Origin of the sequence: Paraburkholderia ultramafica (assembly GCF_902859915.1) — a bacterium.
GTDB classification, from domain to species: domain Bacteria; phylum Pseudomonadota; class Gammaproteobacteria; order Burkholderiales; family Burkholderiaceae; genus Paraburkholderia; species Paraburkholderia ultramafica.
In genome coordinates this window covers 257,112-278,633 of the sequence record NZ_CADIKK010000003.1, presented here as the reverse complement: position 1 = coordinate 278,633, position 21,522 = coordinate 257,112, and the positions used below count along the sequence as shown (strand labels likewise).

General features: G+C 65.9%; 19 protein-coding genes. 7 read left to right on the top strand and 12 right to left on the bottom strand.

Features of this window, described 5'->3' with window-relative positions; all coding sequences use genetic code 11:
• The first annotated feature begins 10 nt into the window (after nucleotides 1-10).
• Nucleotides 11-301 (top strand): nucleotidyltransferase family protein, encoded by a 291-nt coding sequence (locus HV744_RS04970; RefSeq protein ID WP_175148421.1) that lies wholly within the window; start codon nucleotides 11-13, stop codon nucleotides 299-301.
• Complete coding sequence (locus HV744_RS04965; RefSeq protein WP_175148492.1) at nucleotides 298-645, top strand: HepT-like ribonuclease domain-containing protein; 348 nt, start codon at nucleotides 298-300, stop codon at nucleotides 643-645. The genes HV744_RS04970 and HV744_RS04965 overlap by 4 nt, the downstream gene beginning before the upstream one ends.
• On the opposite strand, the gene HV744_RS04960 is transcribed toward HV744_RS04965, so the two are convergent.
• Both HV744_RS04960 and HV744_RS04955 read right to left on the bottom strand, forming a co-directional pair.
• Nucleotides 642-1,619 (bottom strand): PDR/VanB family oxidoreductase, encoded by a 978-nt coding sequence (locus HV744_RS04960; RefSeq protein ID WP_175148420.1) that lies wholly within the window; start codon nucleotides 1,617-1,619, stop codon nucleotides 642-644. The genes HV744_RS04965 and HV744_RS04960 overlap by 4 nt on opposite strands.
• Nucleotides 1,620-1,807: 188 nt before the next feature.
• Nucleotides 1,808-2,062 (bottom strand): type 2 periplasmic-binding domain-containing protein, encoded by a 255-nt coding sequence (locus HV744_RS04955; RefSeq protein WP_246278942.1) that lies wholly within the window; start codon nucleotides 2,060-2,062, stop codon nucleotides 1,808-1,810.
• A gap of 375 nt (nucleotides 2,063-2,437) precedes the next feature.
• On the opposite strand from HV744_RS04955, the gene HV744_RS04950 reads away from it, so the two are divergent.
• Nucleotides 2,438-3,184 (top strand): glucose 1-dehydrogenase, encoded by a 747-nt coding sequence (locus HV744_RS04950; protein ID WP_175148419.1) that lies wholly within the window; start codon nucleotides 2,438-2,440, stop codon nucleotides 3,182-3,184.
• Between the two features lie 74 nt (nucleotides 3,185-3,258).
• Here the strand turns inward: HV744_RS04950 and HV744_RS04945 are convergent, their stop codons facing one another.
• Complete coding sequence (locus tag HV744_RS04945) at nucleotides 3,259-4,149, bottom strand: LysR substrate-binding domain-containing protein (protein WP_175148418.1); 891 nt, start codon at nucleotides 4,147-4,149, stop codon at nucleotides 3,259-3,261.
• Nucleotides 4,150-4,267: 118 nt separating this feature from the next.
• Between HV744_RS04945 and HV744_RS04940 the strand changes: the two genes are divergently transcribed.
• Nucleotides 4,268-5,509 (top strand): 2-aminoethylphosphonate--pyruvate transaminase, encoded by a 1,242-nt coding sequence (locus HV744_RS04940; RefSeq protein ID WP_175148417.1) that lies wholly within the window; start codon nucleotides 4,268-4,270, stop codon nucleotides 5,507-5,509.
• A gap of 120 nt (nucleotides 5,510-5,629) precedes the next feature.
• Nucleotides 5,630-5,791, top strand: a complete 162-nt coding sequence (locus HV744_RS04935; protein ID WP_217469094.1) for a hypothetical protein — start codon at nucleotides 5,630-5,632, stop codon at nucleotides 5,789-5,791.
• Between the two features lie 82 nt (nucleotides 5,792-5,873).
• Here the strand turns inward: HV744_RS04935 and HV744_RS04930 are convergent, their stop codons facing one another.
• Nucleotides 5,874-6,770, bottom strand: coding sequence for a LysR family transcriptional regulator (locus HV744_RS04930; protein WP_175148416.1), 897 nt, complete (start codon nucleotides 6,768-6,770; stop codon nucleotides 5,874-5,876).
• A 145-nt stretch (nucleotides 6,771-6,915) separates the two neighbouring features.
• A complete protein-coding gene (locus tag HV744_RS04925) occupies nucleotides 6,916-8,145 on the bottom strand; it encodes an amidohydrolase family protein (protein WP_175148415.1) in 1,230 nt (409 codons plus the stop codon).
• A 280-nt stretch (nucleotides 8,146-8,425) separates the two neighbouring features.
• Here HV744_RS04925 and HV744_RS04920 point away from each other — a divergent pair, with 280 nt between their 5' ends.
• Nucleotides 8,426-8,695 carry a hypothetical protein gene (locus HV744_RS04920; RefSeq protein ID WP_175148414.1) on the top strand — a complete coding sequence of 90 codons (270 nt, stop codon included), beginning with the start codon at nucleotides 8,426-8,428 and terminating at the stop codon, nucleotides 8,693-8,695.
• A 66-nt stretch (nucleotides 8,696-8,761) separates the two neighbouring features.
• Here the strand turns inward: HV744_RS04920 and HV744_RS04915 are convergent, their stop codons facing one another.
• The 4 genes from HV744_RS04915 to HV744_RS04900 all read right to left on the bottom strand — a co-directional run bounded on the left by HV744_RS04915 (nucleotide 8,762) and on the right by HV744_RS04900 (nucleotide 15,719).
• A complete protein-coding gene (locus tag HV744_RS04915) occupies nucleotides 8,762-11,656 on the bottom strand; it encodes an Hsp70 family protein (RefSeq protein WP_175148413.1) in 2,895 nt (964 codons plus the stop codon).
• The gene (locus HV744_RS04910) at nucleotides 11,653-13,524 is read right to left on the bottom strand and encodes an Hsp70 family protein (protein WP_175148412.1); all 1,872 of its coding nucleotides are present in this window, start codon (nucleotides 13,522-13,524) and stop codon (nucleotides 11,653-11,655) included. Before HV744_RS04910 ends, HV744_RS04915 begins: the two co-directional genes overlap by 4 nt.
• On the bottom strand, nucleotides 13,521-14,093 hold the full coding sequence (locus tag HV744_RS04905; RefSeq protein WP_175148411.1) for a DUF2760 domain-containing protein: 573 nt from the start codon (nucleotides 14,091-14,093) through the stop codon (nucleotides 13,521-13,523). Before HV744_RS04905 ends, HV744_RS04910 begins: the two co-directional genes overlap by 4 nt.
• 405 nt (nucleotides 14,094-14,498) lie before the next feature.
• Complete coding sequence (locus HV744_RS04900; RefSeq protein WP_175148410.1) at nucleotides 14,499-15,719, bottom strand: tyrosine-type recombinase/integrase; 1,221 nt, start codon at nucleotides 15,717-15,719, stop codon at nucleotides 14,499-14,501.
• Nucleotides 15,720-15,880: 161 nt separating this feature from the next.
• Between HV744_RS04900 and HV744_RS04895 the strand changes: the two genes are divergently transcribed.
• Nucleotides 15,881-16,942, top strand: coding sequence for a DNA-binding protein (locus HV744_RS04895; RefSeq protein WP_175148409.1), 1,062 nt, complete (start codon nucleotides 15,881-15,883; stop codon nucleotides 16,940-16,942).
• A gap of 120 nt (nucleotides 16,943-17,062) precedes the next feature.
• On the opposite strand, the gene HV744_RS04890 is transcribed toward HV744_RS04895, so the two are convergent.
• The 3 genes from HV744_RS04890 to HV744_RS04880 form a co-directional block, all read right to left on the bottom strand.
• Nucleotides 17,063-18,625 carry a DHA2 family efflux MFS transporter permease subunit gene (locus HV744_RS04890; protein WP_175148408.1) on the bottom strand — a complete coding sequence of 521 codons (1,563 nt, stop codon included), beginning with the start codon at nucleotides 18,623-18,625 and terminating at the stop codon, nucleotides 17,063-17,065.
• Nucleotides 18,626-18,707: 82 nt separating this feature from the next.
• Nucleotides 18,708-19,955, bottom strand: a complete 1,248-nt coding sequence (locus HV744_RS04885) for an HlyD/EmrA/EmrK family protein (RefSeq protein ID WP_175148407.1) — start codon at nucleotides 19,953-19,955, stop codon at nucleotides 18,708-18,710.
• 42 nt (nucleotides 19,956-19,997) lie between these two features.
• Complete coding sequence (locus HV744_RS04880) at nucleotides 19,998-21,521, bottom strand: efflux transporter outer membrane subunit (protein ID WP_175148406.1); 1,524 nt, start codon at nucleotides 21,519-21,521, stop codon at nucleotides 19,998-20,000.
• Between the last annotated feature and the right edge of the window lies 1 nt (nucleotide 21,522).

Here is a 21,522-nt window from a genome sequence, read left to right as displayed (position 1 = left end):
AAAGTGTCCCATGCGACCGTCCGTTGTGCTTGATCTCAAGCGAAGTGCAGTGCGCGAAGCGGCGAGCCGCTTTCGCACGGCGAACCCGCGCATCTTCGGCTCAGCGCTGCATGGCACCGACGAGGATGGCAGCGACCTTGATCTGCTGGTCGATGCGTTGCCCGGTGCCACGCTGTTCGACCTGGGCGGACTGCAAGACGAACTGGAATCGCTGCTGGGTGTCCACGTTGATCTGCTGACCCCCGCAGATCTGCCGTCGAAATTGCGTGCCAAGGTGCTTGCGGAGGCGCAGCCGGTATAAGTGAGAACCGCCTGCCCGACTACTTCGACCACATGCAGCAGGCCGCGACGGATGCGTGCAGCTTCGTGGAGCGCCTGGGCAAAGTCGACTTCATGGTGGACAAACGCACTCAGCAGGCCGTCATCATGAGTCTCATCATCCTCGGCGAGGCCGCCACGAAGGTGATGGATGGCTACGCCGAATTCACCCAGGCGCATCCCGAGGTGCGTTGGCGCAGCATGCGCGGCATGCGCAACCGCATTGCCCACGGCTACTTCGACATCAACCTCGACGTGGTGTGGGACACCGTACAAACAGCGCTGCTGAAGCAACTACCCGACGTGCGGCAAAGCGCGGCGCGTTAAAGATCCAGCACCAGCACCGGCGACGTCGCGCGCGACACGCAGCAGCAGATCACCTTGCCGCTCGCGCGTTCCGCTTTGCTCAGGCAATGGTCGCGATGTTCGGGTGCGCCGCTCACCACGTCGACCATGCAGGTGCCGCACACGCCTTCGCCGCACGATGTGTCCACTTCGATGCCGATCGACGCCAACGCCGCGACGATGGTTGTGTCCTTGTCCACACGCACGGCCGCGCCACTACTGGCGATCCGCACGTCGAATGCGTCGAGCGCGGCGGATTCGCCGCTGACAGCGGGAGCGGGGTCGGCGGCGAACCGTTCGAGGTGAATCGCCTCCGGCGCGACACGCGTTTCGCCGATCGCCACCACGCGCTCCATGAAAGGCGCGGGGCCGCAGGTGTAGATGTGCGTGCCTTCGCGCGCGCCCGCCAGACAGTCGCCGAGCACGGCATCGAGTTGCTCCCGCGCGACGCCGAAGTGAAACTTCACGTAGTCGCTGAACGGTGCACGCGAGAGCAGCGGCAAGAACGCCGCATGCTCCGCGCAGCGCGCGAAATAATGCAGGACGAAGCGCTGCTGTTGCCTGAGCAACCGGTACGCCATGCTCAGCAGCGGGGTCACGCCGATGCCCGCGGCGACCAGCATGTGTTCGTCGGCGCCGGGCGCAAGCTGAAACAGATTGCGCGGTGCGCCGACCGTCAGCTCGCTGCCGACCGCAACCTCGTCATGCAGCGCACGCGAGCCGCCGCGCGAAGCGTCTTCGCGCTTCACCGCAAACAGATGCGCGTCGCGATGATCCGGGTCGCCGCATAACGAATATTGCCGCATGAGCCCGGACGGGCCGGTGACGTCGATGTGCGCGCCGGGTTCGTAGTGGTCGAACGGCTGGCCGTCCAGACGCGACACGCTGAACGAGCGCACGCCATGCGCTTCGTCGCGGACGCTATCGACGCGCACGTTGAAGGTGGTTCTTTCCATGATCTTGCCGACAAGAATGAGCACTGCAAGGAGCACTGCGAGCAGTGCGGACGCCGCATGCGTCGAACCGCATGCGCTTGTGCATCAAGGATAAGAACCTTCGTAGAATCAGGCAAATCGATTAAAAATAGCCAGTTGGATAAATCGAACTGATATCAAGGCGACGCAGACAGCGCCGAACCGAACCGCTAGATCCCGGCCAGGTGCCGGACCAGCGCCTTTTCCGGTCTCGGCATCGCGTTCAGATCGCGCATGCAGACCAGCAACTGCCGCGAGGCCCAGCTGTCGGCCAGCTCGATCGTGTGGATGCCCGGCGTGCCGCGATAGCGCCTGGCCGCCGTGGCCGGCACGATACCGATGCCGGCGCCTTGTTCGACCCTGCAGCAGATGCCGTCGAACGTGCGCATGTGGGCGCGAAAGCCGACGGACTGGCCGGCCAGCAACGCGCGCTCCCCCAAGGTAGGCGTGCAACGCGCTGTCCGCGCTGAGACCGATGAATTCCCGATCCGCCACTTCGGCGAGCGTCGCGCGCCGGCCAGATCGCGCTACTGCGTAAGCGCTGAATTCACAAACTGCCTTAACAGGACGCTGTCATCTGGCGAGCGCGTGCGTGTGCCTGTGTGCATGCCGCGCCTGCGGATTTCCGATTGTTCGTTTCAACCAACGTAACTATTCGCCTTCAGCCGCTTTATCCGTGCGGCCGACATGCCTACATTGTGTGCAGTGACAGCGCCACTGCATTTCCGGCTTCATCGACGTCAGCCCCGCGAATCTTCGCGACAGCACGTCGGCGCGAATCCCATTTAAAGGACATGATCATGAGCAAGCTCACAGGTAAAGTTGCGGTTGTAACCGGCGGATCGAAGGGTATCGGCGCGGCCATTGCGAAGGCATTGGCCGCGCAGGGCGCGTCGGTGGTGGTGAACTACGCGTCCAGCAAAGCGGGCGCCGACAGCGTGGTCGATGCGATCACCGCGGCGGGCGGCAAGGCGGTGGCGGTTGGCGGGGACGTCGCCAAAGCCGCCGACGCGCAAGGCATCATCGATGCGGCGATCGAAACCTATGGGCATCTCGACATCCTCGTCAACAACTCGGGCGTGTATGAATTCGCGCCGATCGAAGAGATCACCGAAGAGCACTTCCATAAGCACTTCAATGTGAACGTGCTAGGGCTGCTGTTGACCACGCAGGCCGCGGTCAAGCATCTCGGCGAAGGCGGCAGCATCGTCAACGTCAGTTCGGTGGTGAGCCGCATCACGCCGCCGGGCAGCGCGGTGTATACGGCGACCAAAGGCGCGGTGGACGGCATCACGGGCGTGCTCGCGAAGGAGCTCGGTCCGCGCAAGATTCGCGTCAACTCGGTGAATCCGGGCATGGTCGCGACGGAAGGCACGCATAGCGCGGGCATCATTGGTTCGGATTTCGAAACGTGGGCCGTCAGCACGACGCCGCTCGGGCGCATCGGTCAACCCGACGATATCGCCGATATCGTCGCGTTCCTCGCGTCCGATGACTCGCGCTGGTTGACGGGCGAAAGTCTGATTGCGAGCGGCGGATCGCGTTAACAGGCAGCACAGCAGGCAGCACAGCAAGCAAGCCGCCCCAGGCTCAGCCATCGCCTGCCGGGCGGCTTGCGCTTTTATCCGGCCGCTCCAGCATCAACCGGAGTGGGGCTCGGCAACCGCACCGCGAACAACGCATCCAGCAGATTCGACCCCGGCCGCTCCGCCAGCCGCGTCAGCGATTCGATCATCTGCACCTGACAATCCTGCAGCGGAATCATCCTGATCCGCCGCGACTCGTTGAATTCGGCGCGTGCGATCACGCCTACACCCATGCCTTGCGCAACTGCTTCTTCCAACGCCTCGCGCCCATCGACGTACATCACCGGTTCCACCTGCAACGACTCACGCACCAGTTCGATTTCGAGCAACTGCTGCGTGACGGATTGCGACTCGCGGAAAATCATCGGCTGCCTGACCAGTTCCGCGTAGCTGAGCTTGCGTTTCTTCGCGACCGGATAGCTGGCGGGCACCATCGCCACCAGCGGGTCGCGCCGCAACACACGCGACTCCAGCCGGCTGTGCACTTGCGGCGCGGCGGTAATGGCCGCGTCCACCGCGCTCGACAGCACGCGCTGCATGCAGTCCGCGGCATTGGCGATCGACAGCGTCACGACGATTCCCGGATGCAGCTTGCGAAACGCGCCGATCAGCGCGACCGCCAGATCGGGCGCGTCGGCGACGAGCGACAGCGAGCCGGACTCGAGCCCGCCCGCCGACTCCAGCAGTTGCCGCGCGTCGCGCTCGCAACTCAGCATGTGGCGCGTCACGCTGAACAGGCGCAAGCCCAGTTCGGTAGTTTCGACGCCGCGCGGCCCGCGCTCGAACAGCTTGACGCCGTAGTCCTGCTCCAGCCGCCGCACATGATCCGACACCGCCGGCTGCGTCAGCGACAGCGCCTGCGCGGCTTTGGAAAACCCGCCATGTTCCGCGACCGCATGAAATGCCCGCAATTGCGCGTATTGCACGTGTGCCTCGCCATGAAATCAGTTTTTACGATACCTTCATCGATTATATCGATTTTACCGATGGTCAGTCTTTCGGTACTGTGTCACGCATCGACATAGCGATATCGGAGTTGCGACCATGGAAAGCGCGATCGGCCATTCACCGGCGGCGTCCGCAGCGTCTTCAACCGCGCCGTGCGCGATGCCATGCGCCGCGCCGGCCAGCGGCGAGCCGTATCTGCTGACGCCGGGGCCGCTGACCACGGCACTCTCGACCAGGCAGGCGATGCTGCGCGACTGGGGCTCGTGGGACGGCGATTTCCGCGCGATGACCGCGCAGTTGCGCGCCAGCCTGCTGGAGATGGCGGGCGACAGCGCCGGCGATTACGACTGCGTGCCGTTGCAAGGCAGCGGCAGCTATTGTGTCGAAGCGATGCTCGGCAGCCTGCTGCCGCGCGACGGCCATGCGCTGGTGCTCGCCAACGGCGCGTACGGCAAGCGCATCGCGACCACGCTCGGCTATCTGGGCCGCGCGTGCACGGTGCTCGACAAGGGCGACTACCTGCCGCCGCGCGGCGCGGAAGTGGAACGCATGCTGGACGCCGATCGACGCATCACGCACGTGGTCGCGGTGCATTGCGAAACCAGCTCGGGGATTCTCAACCCGCTCGAAGAGATCGCCGCCGCCACCGCGAAGAAGGGCCGCAAGCTGCTGATCGATTCGATGAGCGCGTTCGGCGCGGTGCCGCTCGACGTACGCGAGATTGCCTGCGAGGCGTTCGTGTCGTCGGCGAACAAGTGCATCGAGGGCGTGCCCGGCTTCGGTTTCGTGATCGCCCGCAAGCGCGCGTTGCAGCAGGCCAAGGGTTGCAGCCACTCGCTGGCGCTCGATGTCTACGATCAATGGGACGTGATGAACCGCACCGGGCAGTGGCGCTTCACGCCGCCGACGCACACGGTGGCTGCGTTTCTCGAAGCGCTGCGTCTGCACCAGCTCGAAGGCGGCCAGCCCGGGCGCCTCGCGCGGTACTCGAACAATCGCGACGTGCTGGTCGCGGGCATGCAGGAACTCGGCTTCGAGCCGCTGCTGAATGCGCGCTGGCGCTCGCCGATCATCGTGACGTTCTTCTCGCCGGCGCATCCGTCGTTCGAATTCGCGCGCTTCTATGAATTGATGAAGGAGCAGGGCTTCATCATCTATCCAGGCAAGCTGACGGTGGTGGACAGCTTCCGCATCGGCTGCATCGGTCAGGTGGATGAGCACGTGATGCGCCGCGTGGTGCAGGCTTGCGCGAGGTCATTGCAGACGATGGGTGTCGAGCACGCGGCGCCGCCGGCGGCTGCGCTCGAAGAGCGCAAGGCGTTGGCGCAAGCGGCGTGAGCCGGGTGGTGGTCAACCGCGGGTCCACTGCTGGTCCACCCGGACAAACGTACCGGCGATCATGAACAAAAATGCGCGGCACGCCGCGCGAGCTTTTGAATCTCCTGAGGAACGAAGTCAATGAAGCACGTGAAGAACGTCAAGCACGTCAAGCACGTCAAGCACGTCAAAGCGGTGATTTTCGATTGGGCCGGCACGGTGGTCGATTACGGTTCGCTCGCGCCGATGGGCGCGTTCGTCGAAACATTCGAACAGTTCGGCGTTGATGCCGGTGGTGTATGACATCGACGCTCGTCTCGCGCGAGGCGAGCGGCCGTGATGCGTTGAACGCGGGGACGAGCGGGTTTTCGTCATCTGCGCAAGCTCACTTGAAGTACCCCACCGCCAGATCGATGAACTCCCGGACCTTGCGCGGCACGAACTCGCGGCTCGGATAGACCAGCGATACGGCGACGTCGCCATTGAGCACCGCGTAGTCGTCAAGAATCCGCACCAGCGTGCCTGCGTGCAATTCGTCGGCGACCATTTCGAGCGGCAGCAACGCGATGCCCATCGCACCCAGCGCCGCCTGTTTCTGCATGATCATGCTGTTCACCGTGAACGACGCATCGAGCGAGATGTTTTCGTCGCTGCCGTTGCCCTTGCTGAACACCCAACTCTGCGGACTGGTGTCGAGCGGCGCGGCAATCACCCGATGCCGCGCGAGATCGGCCGGTGTTTGCGGATGCCCCGCTTGCGCGAGATAGGCGGCCGCCGCCACCGGCACCGCGTGCGAGTTGAGCAGACGCCGCACCACCAGCGACTCCGAGCGGATCATGTGTTCGGTCACGATGCCCACGTCGAAACCGCCTTCGAGCAGGTCGACGCGTTTTTCGGTCAGCGTGACGCGCAGATTCACATGCGCAAACTTGGCCTGGTATTCCGCGAAAAGCGGCGTGAGGCGAAACAGCGAGAAGCTGCCCAGCGCAACGATCCGCAAGTCGCCCGCAACTTCCTTCGAGGTCGTGGTCGCACGCGATTCGACCTCTTCGAGCTCGGCCAGCAGCACGCGGCAACCATCGGCATACGCCGCGCCGGCTTCGGTCAGCACGACCTTGCGCGTGGTGCGCTGGAACAGGCGAATGCCGAGATGCTGTTCGAGGCTCGACACATGGCGCGTCACGACCGAGGTCGAGACCCCGAGGTGCGCCGCGGCCTGCGCGAAGCTGCCCGCGTCGGCGACCTTGACGAAAGCCTGCATGGCCTGAAAGAGATTGATCATCTGAATGTGGAAAACGGATTCGTTGTAGCCAGTGGCGTGAAGTGTAGCGCCGGGCGTTGGTGCGGCTCAGCAATTGGAGCCGCGCCGGCGGCCGTCTGTGCGCTCCATGCGCTCCATACGCGCGATGCGTGCCATGTCGCGCGCCTCAGTGGCCGTTCCGATGCTGCGCATGCGCACCGTTGCGCGCGACGATCCGGCCATTGGCCACCACCAGCTTGCGCGGCGGCCGCGCGACGATCGCCTGCGCGAGCGTGTCCGCGTCGAGCAGCACGAGGTCGGCGCGCGCGCCCGGCTGCAAGCCGTACTGCGTGAAGCCGCAGCCGCGGGCGGCCGTGCTGCTCACGCAGTCGAACGCGAGCGCCAGTTCGTCATCGCGGCGCAGGCCGTAGCGCATCGCGATCAGCATCGCGCGTTCGAGCATGTCCGGCGAGCCGTAAGGCGTCCACGTGTCGCGAATGCCGTCGTTGCCGCCGAACAGCGTGACGCCTGTTTCGATGCAGGTTTTGAGCGGCGGCACCGGCGTCGACGACGGGGCGGTCGTCAGCAGCGCGACGCGCAGATCGGCGACGCGCGCGAGCAACGCATCGCGCTCACGCTCGGGCAGCGCGCCCAGACAGAACGCGTGACTGACCACCACCTGGCCCTGCATGCCGAGCGCCGCGACGCGGTCGAGCAGAAGGCCGAGCGTGAACGCGCCGATTTCGCCGGGCTCGTGCAGATGGATGTCGATCGGCTTCTGATGACGCTGCGCGAGGCCGAACGTCACGTCTAACGACGCAACCGGATCGCCGTCGATCAGTGCGGGGTCGAGCGCGCCGAGCACATCGGCGCCCGCGCTCAGCGCACGATCGAGCAACGCGTCGGTGCCTGGCCGGCCGAGCAGCCCCGACTGCGGAAACGCGACGATCTGCAGGTCGAGCAGATCGCTCAGCGCGGCGCGCGTGGCCAACACGCCTTCGAGGTGACGCAGGCCCGCATCGGTGTCGATATCGACGTGGGTCCGCAGACGCGTCGTGCCCGCCAGCAGGAACGCGCGGGCCAGCGCGAGCGACTGGGCGCCCGCGTCATGGCCGCTCTGCGCGCGCCAGCGCCGTTCGTTTTCGATCCGGTCGGTCAGCTTCGGCCCGACTTCGTTGCGATACCAGCTCATGCCCCAGTGGGTCTTGTCCAGATGCGTATGACCTTCGACGAAACCGGGCAGCAACAGCGCGCCCGCGCCGTCCTCGATCGCCATGCCCGGCTCGCGCGGCAGGTCCGGGCCGATTGTCGCGATGCGGCCAGCGGCGATCGACACGTCGACGCGCGCGCCGTCGGCCTGATGGACGTTAGTGATGATCCAGGCGTTCGTCGTATGGTGAGTGGCGGTCGTGGTCATGAGCGGTTTGACGGCGGCACGAGCAATCGGCATCGCGCGGCGGGGCGCGTGCGATTGTCAGTTGAATGAGGCGCGCTGCCCGCTTGATCGGCAAACGCAGGCGGCGCGCGGCTGGCGTGTGATTGTACTTCGCGCGGCCGCGTGATCAGGTGACGATGGCATAGCGCGGCGTTGCGATAGCGGCTGAACGCTGGATGCGTTCAACCTGGCCGACAGGGAACGGCAGGGAATACCTGGCGGCATGTAACGCACACCGAGACACCGCTGAGAAAAAATACCGATGCCCAAAGGACGCAAATCCGGCCAGCAGGCTGAAAAGAAATTCTACAGGTCAATCTATCTGATAGAGCTGGCCAGAGGCAGTTCGTACATTGCCAGCATGCTGAATCCGGAGACCCAGCGCGTCGCCATTGCCGAAGTGTTGGACGAATTTCGCATGCAGCACGGCGCCGACACGCTTTTGATCTTTCGTGACCTGCTGGCGGAGAGCCTGGTGAATCGCGACAACCGGTCGGCGGCGCAGGCCGTCTTGAGTTTCGAGCCGCGCTAGTTGCGTATGCGAAGTTGCCTCGTAGCTGCTTCGTAGCTGCCGCCGGACCACGCGAGAGAGACCGCCTCAACTCGCAATCAACTTCAGCCCCACGGGCAAGGACTCGCCGAACACGCGGCCCTCGTCGGCGTCATCGAGCTCGACGCTCTCGCTCACCATCATGATCCACGCGCGCGGCGCATTGGCCGCTTCGAGCCGGCGTACGACCGCTTTGCGCAAGTCCTCTGACAGATCGCGCGAGCGGTCGCCGGTCATGCGCGCGATCTGCACGGCGGCGAACGCCGCAGGGTCGACCTTCTTCCAGTCGAGCCCGAGTATCGCGCTGAGCCATTGCCCGGCGATCTCCGGCGGAACGACGCTATGCGCGCTGCCGTAGAACGGCCGCCGCGCGCCGATACGCCCAACCGCCCACCAGCTTTGATGGTTTTCAGCAGGCTTCTTCAGCCGCGCCAATACCGACTCGCCGAGTTCGATCTTGCGTTCGACCGGAATCCGTTCGAGCGACGCGCTCAGCCGAACCATATCGGCGATGCCTGTTTTCGCGACATCGAACGGCAGCTTGTGACGCGACTGCGCGGCCGTTTGCAGATACGCCATCGCGTCGAGCACGCGCGCTTGCGCGCTCTCGTCGAGGCCACCGGCGGCGCGGCGCCATAGCGTCCACCATTCCGACCAGACCTGGCTTTCGTTGACGTACTGAATGCCGTCGTCGAACAGCGACCACAACTGTTCGACACGCCATTCGTCGAGCGGATAGCCGAAGCCCGGCCGCACGCAATAGCCGGCCAGATTCAGCCAGAGCCGTTCGTGATCCGCTGAACGCCGGCGGCGGCGCGCGCGTTCCCACAGTGCGCCGAACAGTTCGCGCAGCAAGGCGCTGTTCCAGCTCTCGCGCGGGCCGAGCAGTTGTTCGAGCTGCGAGCGCAGCCGTTTGATTTCTTTCGGATCGACCTTTTGCGCGCGTGTGCCGAAGCAGCGGTCGATCTGTTCGAGCGCGTCGTCGAGTGCAGGATGACGTGCCGGCGCGGAGTCGGCCGGCAGAGTCACCTGCGCGTCTTCACGGCGCAACTGGAATTCGAGCAGCCAGCGTTGCGCCGGATCGTCGAGCTCGATGCAGTGCACGTCGAGCGTGCCCACCTCGGTGAGCGATGTCGCGATCCGCACCGTGGTTTCACGCGCTTTGCGCTCGCCGCGCGGCTGCACGACGGTGGCGATCGGCGGCAGGCGCACGAAGTCGCCGCTCGCGAGATCCGTCAACTCGCCGGCTTGATAGAGCGTGTCCGCGCTCGACGACACCAGGTGAAAGCGCACCGGATGCCCGAGACGCAGCGCGAACGTGCGATCCGCGATCAGGATCTCGTGGCCTTCTTCGGTGCCGCGCGGCAGCAGGCAGATGCCGCGTTGCACGGAGTCGGCGTCGGCCTTGCCGTCGGCGCTTTCGTCGAGCACGAGGAAGTAGCTGCGCGGCGAGCCGCCGCCGATTTTCGGCGCGTTGCCCGCGCGCGCCAGCGAATAGGCGACCGCCCCGCGAGCGACGGCCACATCGGGGTTGTCGTTGTGCAGCACATTGAGCGCTGCGCCGCGCCACGTGCCGAGGGTGTCGGCGAGACGTTGCGTGAGCGCTTCGGCGCGGAACACGCCGCCGTTCAGCAGCAGCGTGTCGGGCACCGGCAGCGCGTCTTCGCCGCCATCGCTGTGCTCGCTGCCAGAACCGCTAGCGCCAGAAGAGTCAGACAAGCCAGCGCCCAACGCCTTACGCGATTGCGCCGCGAAACGGCCAAGAAACGCCGCGATATGCCGCGTGACCGCCGCATCGGTCGCATAGGGCAGCCCGAACTCGACGATCGCGCCGCGCGGCCTGCCGGGCCGTTCGTGCGAGCCCACCGCCGGAAAGAAGCCGTCGACGATAACCCGCTCGACTTCCTCACGCGTGACCTGCGCGGTGCGCGCACCGCCAATCAGCTTCGACCCCGCGCCGAGCAGCGTGATCGACGTCGAGTCGGGCGCTTGCGGGCCGAGCAATTGTTCTTTCGCGCCCCGGCAACGCTCGACCAGTTGCGACAGACTCGCCGCCGACAGACGCGGACGTGCGTCGCCGCCCGGCAGCCGCGCTTCGACCAGATGCGCGAGCGCGAGATCCATGTTGTCGCCGCCGAGCATCAGGTGATTGCCCACGCCGATGCGGGTGAGCTGCGGCTCGCCGTCACGCATGCCGACTTCGATCAGCGTGAGGTCGGTGGTGCCGCCGCCGACGTCGCAGATCAACACGAGACGCGTGTGCGCAAGCTCGCTCGCCAGCCGCTCACGATGATGAAACAGCCAGTCGTAGAACGCCGCCTGCGGCTCTTCGAGCAGCCGCAACGCGGGCAGGCCGGCCATGCGCGCCGCTTCGACGGTCAGCGCGCGCGCGCCTTCGTCGAACGAAGCCGGCACCGTGAGCACCACGTCCTGCTGTTCGAGCGGCGCGTCGGGGAAGCGCTGGTTCCATGCGGCGCGCACGTGCGCCAGATAGCTTGCGCTCGCCTCGACGGGCGAGACCTTGCGGACATCGTCGGCGGCGCCCCACGGCAGGATCGGCGCGACGCGGTCGACCGACGCGTGCGACAGCCAGCTTTTCGCGCTCGCCACCAGCCGCCCCGGCACCTGAGCGCCGAGCAGACGCGCGAGCCGGCCGATCACGACCGGCTGCGCCGCAGCGTCGCCGGCCGCGCGCTCCGCACGGGACCACGGCAATTGCAGATCGCCCGCGCTCAGTTCGCCCTCGGCTGCGTGATAACGCACCGACGGCAGCAGCGGCCGCGCGGCGACTTCGCCGGGACTCACCAGCTGCTCGATCTCGAACACGCGTATCTGCTGGGACCCACCTCGTGAGCCATCCTGCGCCCCCGCCTCGGCATAGGCGAGCACCGTGTTGCTGGTGCCGAGATCGATACCGACGCTGTACCGCTTCATCTCATTCACGCATTCGCGTTGCCGCGCACATCGAACTCGACTTTCCAGCGCTCGTCGGAGTCGCGCGGGATGGCTTCCAGTTCGAGCGTGCCCGCTTCGGTGACACGCGCATGCAGCTTCACCGGCACGACTTCACCCGCGGTGCGGCCGGCGGCGGGCAGCGTCGCCTGGATTTCGTCGAGCTCCTGCAACTCCTCGGGGCCCCAGTAATCGAGCAGCGTGCCGACCTGATCCTGACGGCGCACCGACGACCCGAAGAAGCGGAAGTGCACCGGCTCGCCGACCACGAGGCCGAACTCCTGCGCGGGCAACTCGGCCTCGGTGCCTTCCTCCATGCCGAACGGCGCGACGCACAGCGCCTGCACCGGCGGCTCGAGTCCGGGCACGGCAGGCATCGCCGATTCGATCGCGATGTAGTACGCGCGCGCGGTGCCGCCGCGAATCCGCACGCCCTGGCCGCGTCGCACGTAGCCGTAATAGGCCGCGCCGCGCGCGACCGCGAGATCGAGGTCCGCGCCTTCGAGCAGCCGCGCCGGCGCCGCGCCTTCCGCCGCGAGCCAGTCATTGAGCGTGCCGATGATGCGCTCGACCAGCAGCGGCGACTTGAACACGCCGCCGTTGAACAGCACGGCGGTCGGGTGCAGGAAGCTCGCGCCTGCCACGGCCGGGTTGCCAGCCTCGCCACCAGCCGAGTTGCGCAGACCTTCGAGCTCGGCCAGCGCGCCGACCTGACGGCCGAGGAACGCCGCCAGATGCCGCGTGATGCCCGCGTCCTGCGCGTACGGCAGACCGAGCTGCGTCAGGCCGACGCGCGCGCGGCTCACCGGACGCGCCGCGCTGTCCACCTGCGGGAAGAAGCCTTCGAGAATCGTCTGGGTCAACTCCGCACGCGTGAGTTCGGTGCGGATCGACCCGCCGATCAGCTTCGAGCCGCGGCTCGGCACGACGAGCGGCACGGTATCGGTGGCGGGGTCGCTGAGCAGCGTCTCCTTGGCCGAGCGGCACGCGTAGGTGAGGGCGCGCAGTTGCCACGCGTCGGCCTGGGTGCCTTGCGCCGCGAGCTTGCGCGCGACCACGTGCGCGAGCGCGAGGTCCATGTTGTCGCCGCCGAGCAGGATGTGCTCGCCGACCGCGACGCGATGTAGTTCGAGATTGCCTTCGCGCTCGATCACCGCGATCAGCGAGAGGTCGGTCGTGCCGCCGCCCACGTCGACCACGAGGATGATGTCGCCGACCTTGACCTGCTTGCGCCACTGGCCGGCGCTCTTCTGAATCCAGCTGTACAGCGCGGCTTGCGGTTCTTCGAGCAGCGTCATGCGGCCGTAGCCGGCGGCCTCGGCGGCTTCGGCGGTCAGCTCGCGCGCGGCCGGATCGAACGAGGCGGGGATCGTCACCGTGATGTCCTGTTGCGCGAACGGCGCGTCGGGATGCGCGTGGTCCCAGGCTTCGCGCAAATGCGTCAGATAGCGCACCGAGCTTTCGAGCGGCGAGACGCGCGCGACTTCGGGCGGCGCGTCGTTCGGCAGGATCGCCGCGCGGCGGTCGACGCCCGGATGGCACAGCCAGCTCTTCGCGCTCGACACCAGCCGGATCGGCGTGGCCGCGCCGCGGTTGCGGGCGAACTCGCCGACCGCGAATTCGCGCTGGCCGGTCCACGGCAGGTAGAGATCGCCCGACGCCAGTTCGTCCGGATGCGGCAGATAGAGGAACGAGGGCAGCAGATCGAGATTGTCGATCGCGCCGGGGCCCGTGAGCTGCACGATCGGCAGCACGCTTTGGGCGGTTTTCTCGCCGTCGCTGGCGCTCGTGTCCACATAGGACAGCGCGCAGTGCGTGGTGCCCAGGTCGATACCAATCGAATAACGTGCGTCGCTCACAGTTCCACCTCCGCCGGTGCGATCACTTTCGCGTTATGACTGTCCGTGAGCTTCGGCAGACGGACTTCGTCGACGCGCCAGCCGCGATGACTGATGCTGCCGTTGAACGGCGCCTTGCCGACGACGTTGCCGGTCAGGCGGATCGAGCTCGCGTCGAAACCTTCGGCCAGCGTGACGCGGCTGCCTTCGGCTTCGTCACGCACCGGACGGATCGTGAAATGCTCGCGCAGCGTCGCGCGGCAGCCGTCGTGCACGAGGCGCGCGGCGGCGCCGATGTCGGCGTCGCTGTAGTTCTTGATGTCTTCTTCGACGAAATCGATGAAGCGCGCGTCGCGTTGCAACAGGCCGAGCAGTTGCAGCGCGGCGTCGGGGCGGGCTTCTTTCAGCGTGGGCGCCGGTCGCGGCGCGGGTGCAGGTGCCGGGGCGGCGGGCGCCGGCATCGGCGCGGTTGCACCGCCATGACGCAGACGCAGCACGCTGGCGGCGAAATTGCCATCGCCGAGAATGCTGAAAAAGGTGCCGACGGCAAGGGAAATCCTGCCGAGGAAGGACGGGTTCGAATCGGTCATAAATGCTCCTGAGGTGCTCTGTTAAAGGACGAGCTGTCCTGACCGCGCCGCACGCGAGCGGCCGCGAAGCCTTGCTGGGCTTGCCCAGGCCGCTGTCGTGCAGGTTTGCGGAGGCCGTCGGCATGCCTGCCGCCGGCGCGTGATTCATCCGGAGTCGCGGCGCCTGCGGCGCGCGCAAAACCTGTATTTTGCCTTGTGGCGCGCCCGAAGCGCGCAAAGGCGGCCATTCTAGCGGGCAATGGGGCGAGATTGGCGGGTTGGTGGGGCGGTTGCGACGGGTGGGGACTAGTCCGGCCCGTTTCGCGCGAACGTGCCGGGTTATACGGCGCCGTCGACGGTGAGCGAGCCGACGTCGCGGTTTGGTGATTATCCGTAGGCATGCCGGTCAACAGGCATGCCGGTCAATCAAGCATCGCCAGCGTCACCGTCGTTAGTTTCGGGCACACTCCAATTCATCCGGTGGCGCTTAACCGTCTCCTTATGCCGCGCATCATCTTCCGTGTGCAGATAAAGACTGGTCGTGTTAAGCGACACATGCCCGAGATTGTCACGGATGGTGCGCAGATCGACGCCGCCATCGGCCTGATGCGAGCCGGCGGTGTGCCGAAGCCAGTGAGCCGACGCCCGTTCGAGTTCATCGGCGCGGTCGGCAAACTCCGGACCTCGCGCGCGCAGCCAGGACGCTGCGCCGCCGAAGATGCCCTTGATCGCATCATGGATCGCGGAACGGGACAGGCAACGGTTTCTGCCCTTGAACGGAATGACGAGCGGGGTTTCCTCGGACCGGGTGGGCAGGACGGCGAGACCATTCAGTGTCCGATAGCTTCGCAACTCCTGAACCAGTTCGGTTGAAACGGGAACGATCCGTTCCTTGTCGCCCTTGCCGAGCGTTTCCAGCCACCATTGATCGTTGCCGTCCGCGCCGAGCTTTCTGAAAAAGCTGCCCATCTGGCCGCCGGCGACTTCGGAAATCCGCATGCCCTGCAGATAGAACAGCGTGGTCAGCCAGCGGCAGCGGGCGTAGTAGGCGCGTTGCGCATCGGTTTCCTGCGGCAGTTGTTCGACGAACAGCTTCACTTCATCCCAGAGCGACGTCGACAGATAGCGCGTCACCCGTGGCGCCGAGCGCCTGGCGCGCTGCCGCAACAGCGCCATCGGATTGCCGCGCAGATACCCGGCGTTGACCAGCCACGTGAACATCGCGTTCAGGATGATCAGCGCCTGACGCTGGCTGGCCGGCGACAGCGGCCCGTTGAACGGCCGCCAGCGTTCGTCGCCGCGCGGATATTTTCCGCCGTTGACCGACACCCAGCGGCTCGCCGGCTGCGGATCGACCAGAAACGTTTTGAATCCCAGCAGATCCTCGTGCGTCAACGACGACAGCGGCTTGCCGAGCTGCACGACGGCCCACAGCAGCAGCCGCTCGGCTTCCTTGCGGTAGTTGTCGAAGGTCGTCTTCGTGTCCGCGTAGTTCGACAGCCACGCGCGCACGGCATCCAGATCGTTGCGGGCCGACAGCTGCGAATTCTCGATCGCGCCGCGATTGGTGCCGTCGCGGCCATCGAGACTTTCCGGAACGGCGAGCGACTCGACGGGCTGCACGGTGGCGAGCTGGGCATTGGACACGGTTCAGGCACTCCAGGATTGCGAGGAAAACACCAGACAAGACAGTCATAGACTGTACACGACATTATAGTACTAATGTCGTGTAAAAGCTTGCCGCATGTAGCGTTATTCGCATAATACGTTGTATTATCAACACAGTCTTTTGACCTGTCCCAACGCCCATGACACTCGAATCCGACATTGAGGCTGTCCGCGAACGCGCGCAAGACACGCAGGCGTTGTATCGAGAGGTTTGCGCGCTGATGTTCTTCCGGTACGGCGAGACGCCGACTGCGAACCGGCTGTACCAGCTCGTGCGCAAAGGCAGCATGAGCGCGCCGGCCAAGGCGCTGCGCGAGTTCTGGGTCGAGGTGCGCGAAAAGACCCGGGTCGATGTGGGACGCCCGGACCTGCCGCCCGAAGTCGCAACGGCGGCCGGCGAACTGGCGGCCAATCTGTGGCGGCTCTCGAACGACGCCGCGACCGCCGCGCTGGACGTGTTCAGGCAGGATGCGCAGGCTGAAATCGCTGCCGCACGCCAGCAGGCGCAAGCGATGGAATCGCAATGCAACGACGCGTCGCTGCAAGCCGAACAGGCCGCGGGCAGTGTCGCCACGCTTGGCCAGCAGATCAGCGGGCTTGAAGCGCGCCTCGTCGAGCTTCAGACCGCCAACGACATGCTGACCGGGCAACTGGCGGCGTCGAAGGACGAGATCGCGGCGGGCGCCGCCGCTCTGGCGGACGCACGACGCGATTTCGCCGAAGAGCTGGCGAAGCTGCGTCGATCGCACGCTCAGAACGAACAGCGGCTGGCGGCGGCTGAAAAGCGGGCGCTGCTTGAGATTGAAAGCGAACGGACGGCGGCGAGCCGTGCCCGCAAGGAGCTTCAAACTGCCAATGAACGGATCACGTTGCAGGAGGTTGAGCATCGGTCGGAGCGTGACGCTCTCCGGGATGGGCTCGCCACTGCGAAGGCTGAACTGGGGGCGTCAACAGCCCGGTGTGCGGTGATGGACGCGCAGCTGTCGGAGAAGGACGCGTTGCTTGCCGGGAGGCTTGCGTCGGCGGACCTGCTTCGCCAACGTCTGGAGACGATGTCGCGGCATCTGGAAACGGCGCGAACTGAATCTGCGCCGGGCCGCCCTGCTCGCCGTCCCCGCACGAAGGCGGTCCCGCAGGGCCGCGCGTCGATTGATTTTTCAGGCGGCCCGTTCGTCAAGCGCTCGCCGAATCAGAAGCGCTGATGTTTGCCCGCTGCGACCGGGCGTGCGATGGTCGCCGCCTTCGCGATCATCTGGCGCGCACGATTGCGCCAACCGCCAGACCACATCGACGGGCGGCCGTCATGCCGCCCGCCTCCACACTCAATGTCCACCGGCCCCGGCGGCCGCAGCCGCGCTGGCGCGATCCGGCCTGGTCACCCAGATCAGCGGGACGATCAACACGAAGATCACCGCCGACAGCCAGAAAATATCGTTCAATCCAAGCATCGCCGCCTGCGTGTTCAGCGAGTGCTCGAAGTACGCCATCGCCTGAGCCGAACTGCCGCCCAGCGAACTGTGCAACGAGTCCAGAGCGGACGTGAAGGTCGGATTATTGACGCTCGTCTGCTCGGCCAGCCGTGCGTGATGGATGATCGTCCGATCGTTCCATCCCGTCGACGCCAGCGACGTCCCCACCGCGCCGGCAAACACCCGCGCGAAGTTCGACAGACCCGCCGCGGCCGGAATCCTGTCCGCCGACAAGCCGGAAAGAATGATCGCGGTCAGCGGCACAAAGAAGAGCGCGGTCGGAATCCCTTGCAACAGGGTCGGCAAAACGAGCGTCCACGTATCCACCCCCGTGGTGTACTGCGAGCGCATGAAGAACACCCCAGCGAAGCCGAGGAATGCCAGCGTCGCGAGGACCCGCGCGTCCGATTTCGGCATGATCTTCGCCATCACCGGCGCGAGGACCACCGCAAAGATGCCGAGCGGCGCGGTCGCCAGACCCGCATCCACCGAGCGGTAGTTCAGGTACTCCTGCATCCATTGCGGCAACAGCACGAGGTTCGAGAAAAACACCGCGTACGCCACTGAAATTGCAATCGTGCCGCCCAGGAAATTTCGTTTTCCGAACAATGTCAAATCGACGATCGGATTCTTTTCGGTCAACTCCCAGATCACGAAGAACGCGAAGCTGATTGTCGCGAACACGGTCAACGCGACGATCACCGGCGAGTTGAACCAGTCGAGATCCTTGCCCTTGTCGAGCATGATCTGCAGCGAGCCGACCCACGCGATCAGCGAGATCAGCCCCACTTTGTCGATCGGCAAGCGTTTGGTGGGCGTCTCGCGAGTGCGGTAGATCGCCCAGGTCACGCCGGCGGCAAACAGGCCCACCGGGATGTTGATGTAGAAAATCCACGACCACGAGTAGCTGTCGGTAATCCAGCCGCCGAGCGCCGGGCCGGCAATCGGGCCGACGGTCGCGGTCATCGCCCACAACGCCAGCGCATGCGAGCTCTTTTCCTTCGGATACGAGCCGAGCAGAATCGCTTGCGACAGCGGGATCAACGGGCCGGCCACCGCCCCTTGCACGATCCGCGCGGCGAGCAGCACCGGCAGATTCGGCGCGATCCCGCACAGCCACGACGACAGCACGAACAACAGGATCGCCCACACGAACAGCTTGATCTGCCCGACCCGTTGCGTGAGCCAGCCGGTCAACGGAATCGCGATCGCGTTGGCGGCGGCGAACAGCGTGATCACCCAGGTGCCCTCGTCCACCGACACGCCCAGGTTGCCGGCGATCGTCGGAATCGCCACGTTCGCGATCGACGAATCCAGCACGTTCATGAACGTGGCGAGCGCCACGGCAAGCGTTGCCAGTACCAGCTTGCCGCCCGTCAACGGTGGCAGTGTCGCTACGTTACCCGATCCATTCATTACATCACCTGTCGAGGAAGGCAAAACGATCTGACTTGTCAGTTAAATGCACGAAAAAAAGCCGGCTCGCGCGACTGCCGCTTCAACCCGCTTTGCGCGCTGTGTTCTTTTGCTTCGTGCCTGCTGCAAGCTCGCGTCTGGCCGGCATGTTCTGCTCGATGATCCGGGCGATTTCCGCATCCGCGTCGGCGCCGTACTGCGCGAATACGTCGGTGCGATACGAGGTGCTGACCGCCGCGCCGAGCTGCGCGCCCGACTCTTCGCGCGTGTCGACGTCGACCTGCATCGACAGCCCGATCCGCAGCGGATGCGCGTTCAGTTCGTTTTGATCGAGCTGGATCCGCGCCGGCAGCCGCTGCACGATCTTGATCCAGTTGCCGGTGGCGTTCTGCGCGGGCAACACGGCGAACGCGGCGCCCGTCCCCGCCGAGAAGCCCACTACCCGGCCGTGATACTTGACGCCCGAGCCGTACACGTCGGCGGACAGTGTGACTGGCTGGCCAATGCGCATGTGCCTGAGCTGGCCTTCCTTGAAATTCGCATCGACCCAGACGCCGTCGAGCGGCACGATCGCCATCAACGGCGTGCCCGGCGCGACGCGTTGGCCGACCTGCACCGAGCGCCGCGCGACGTAACCTGTCACCGGCGCGGGCAACGTGTTGCGCGCGTAGTTCAGATAGGCGTCGCGCACTTTCGACGCGGCGGCCTGCACGTTCGGATGCTGCTCGATCGACGTGCGGTCGGTCAGCGCGTGGTTGGCCTCGGCCTGCTGGCGCGCGGCGTCGAGCGCGGCCTGCGCCGAGCTGACCGCGTCACGGGCATGCGCGATGTCCTCGCCGGATACCGCACCCGTCTCGGCCACCGCCTGGCGGCGCTTCAGGTCGTCGTTCGCGCGCGCGAGATCCGACTCGCGCTGCGCGACGGTCGCCGCATAGAAATCGTTGTTCACGTAGAGGCCGCTGACCTGCCGCACGGTCTGGCCGAGTGTCGCTTCCGCATCGCCCAGCGCGATTTTCGCGTCGGCGTTATCGAGTGTGACGAGCGGCGCGCCCTGCTTGACGATCTGCGTGTCGTCGGCGTTCACCGCGACCACCGTGCCGCTCACCTGCGGCGTCAGTTGCACGAGGTTGCCGCTGACGTACGCGTCGTCGGTGGACTGGTGATATCGGCCCACCGTGAAGTAGTACGCGCCGTAGGCCGCTCCCGCCACCACGACGGTGGCGGCCAGCAACGCGAGCAGCAGCTTGCGCTTCGTGGCGGGCTGCTCCTGCGCTTGTGGGACCGGGTCCGCTTCCACCGTCGTGCGGCCGGTGTTGATCGTATCGTTCATTTTGGTGGCTCCTGACAGATGTGAAAGTGTCGCGATCGCGTTTCAACGCGCGGCGACGACGGGTTGGGTGCTGGCTGCCGAGGCGACTGGCGTGGCTGCCTTGCCGTACGCGCCGGAATCGGCGCTGTCGACATAACCGCCGCCGAGCGCCGCGGCCAACGCGATCTGCTGATCGCGCCGGTTCATCCTGAGGTTCGCGACCTGCTGGTCGGCGGTGAGCGCGGTGGTGTCGGCGTTCAGCACCGTCAGCTGATTCGCGAGGCCGGCCTTGTACTGCGTCAGCGCCAACTGGTCGGCGCTGCGGGCGGCGTCCTGCGCGGCCTGGGCGTCGTCGAGCTGCTGGTCGGTCGAACGGATTTGCGCGAGTTGCGTCGCGACTTCGGACAGCGCGGTGACGAGCGTCTGGTTATAAGTGGCGACCGCGTAATCGAAGTCGGCATAACGTCCCTTCAATTGCGCGCGCAACTGGCCGCCGTCGAAGATCGGCAGATGAATCGCCGAGCCGACCGATGCGGTGCGGCTCGCCGCGTTCAGGAAACGGCCGAAGCCGAACGCGTCGAGTCCGATCGCCGCGCTCAGATTGATGTCGGGATAGAACTCGGCCTTGGCCTCTTTCACGTCGTGCGTGAATGCGTCCACGCGCCATTTCGCGGCGACCAGATCAGGGCGGCGGCTCACGAGATCGGCGGGCAGATTGTCCGGCAGACGTACTTCATCGCCGACGCCAAGCGCCGGCCGCGTGATCGCGAGACCACGATCCGGCCCGGCGCCGAGCAATGCCGCGAGCTGATAGCGGGTCGTGAGGATGCTGCCGTCGAGCGCGGCCAGCGTTGCGCGGCTGGTGGCGAGATTGGCCTGCGCGGTCTTGCGTTCCACTTGCGTGTCGAGACCGCTGGCGATACGCCCGGCAGTGATGCGATCGATCTGCTCGCGTTGCGTGATTTCCTGCTGCGCGATGTCGCGCAACGCATAGAGCCGTGCCAGCTGGTTATACGCGCGGGCCGTGGCCGACGTGAGAGACAGCTTGACGACCTCCTCGTCCGCGCGGCTCGCCTGCAATTGCGACAGCGAAGCCTTCAGCGCTTCGCGATTCTTGCCCCACAGGTCGAGATCGTACGAAGCGGACAGCAGCCCCTTGTTCTCCGATTGCCACGAACCGGCGTACGGCGGCGGCACGAGTGCGGTGCTCGAAAACTGCTGTCGCGTGAACGAGTACGTCGCGCCGACTTGCGGCATCGTGCTGGCCTTCGCGGTGTCGCTGTACGCGGCGGCCGCGGCGACCCGAGCCCGGGCCTGTTCGACCGACGGATTGCCCTTCAGCGCCTCCGCGAGCAAGGCCTTCAGTTGCGCGTCGCCGAACTGGTCGGCCCAATCGGCTGCCGGCCAATGACCGTCGTCCTGCGGGATGCTTTGTTGAGTCGCGTAGGTCTGCGGCTGCGCCATCTGCTTGTCGCTCGAGATGCCGGCGTAGTTCGCGCAAGCCGACAGCACGGCCGCGAAGATCACCGTCACGCCAGCCTTCGCGACTCGCGACCCGGCTGTCTGCCTGGATAACTGTGATTTCATT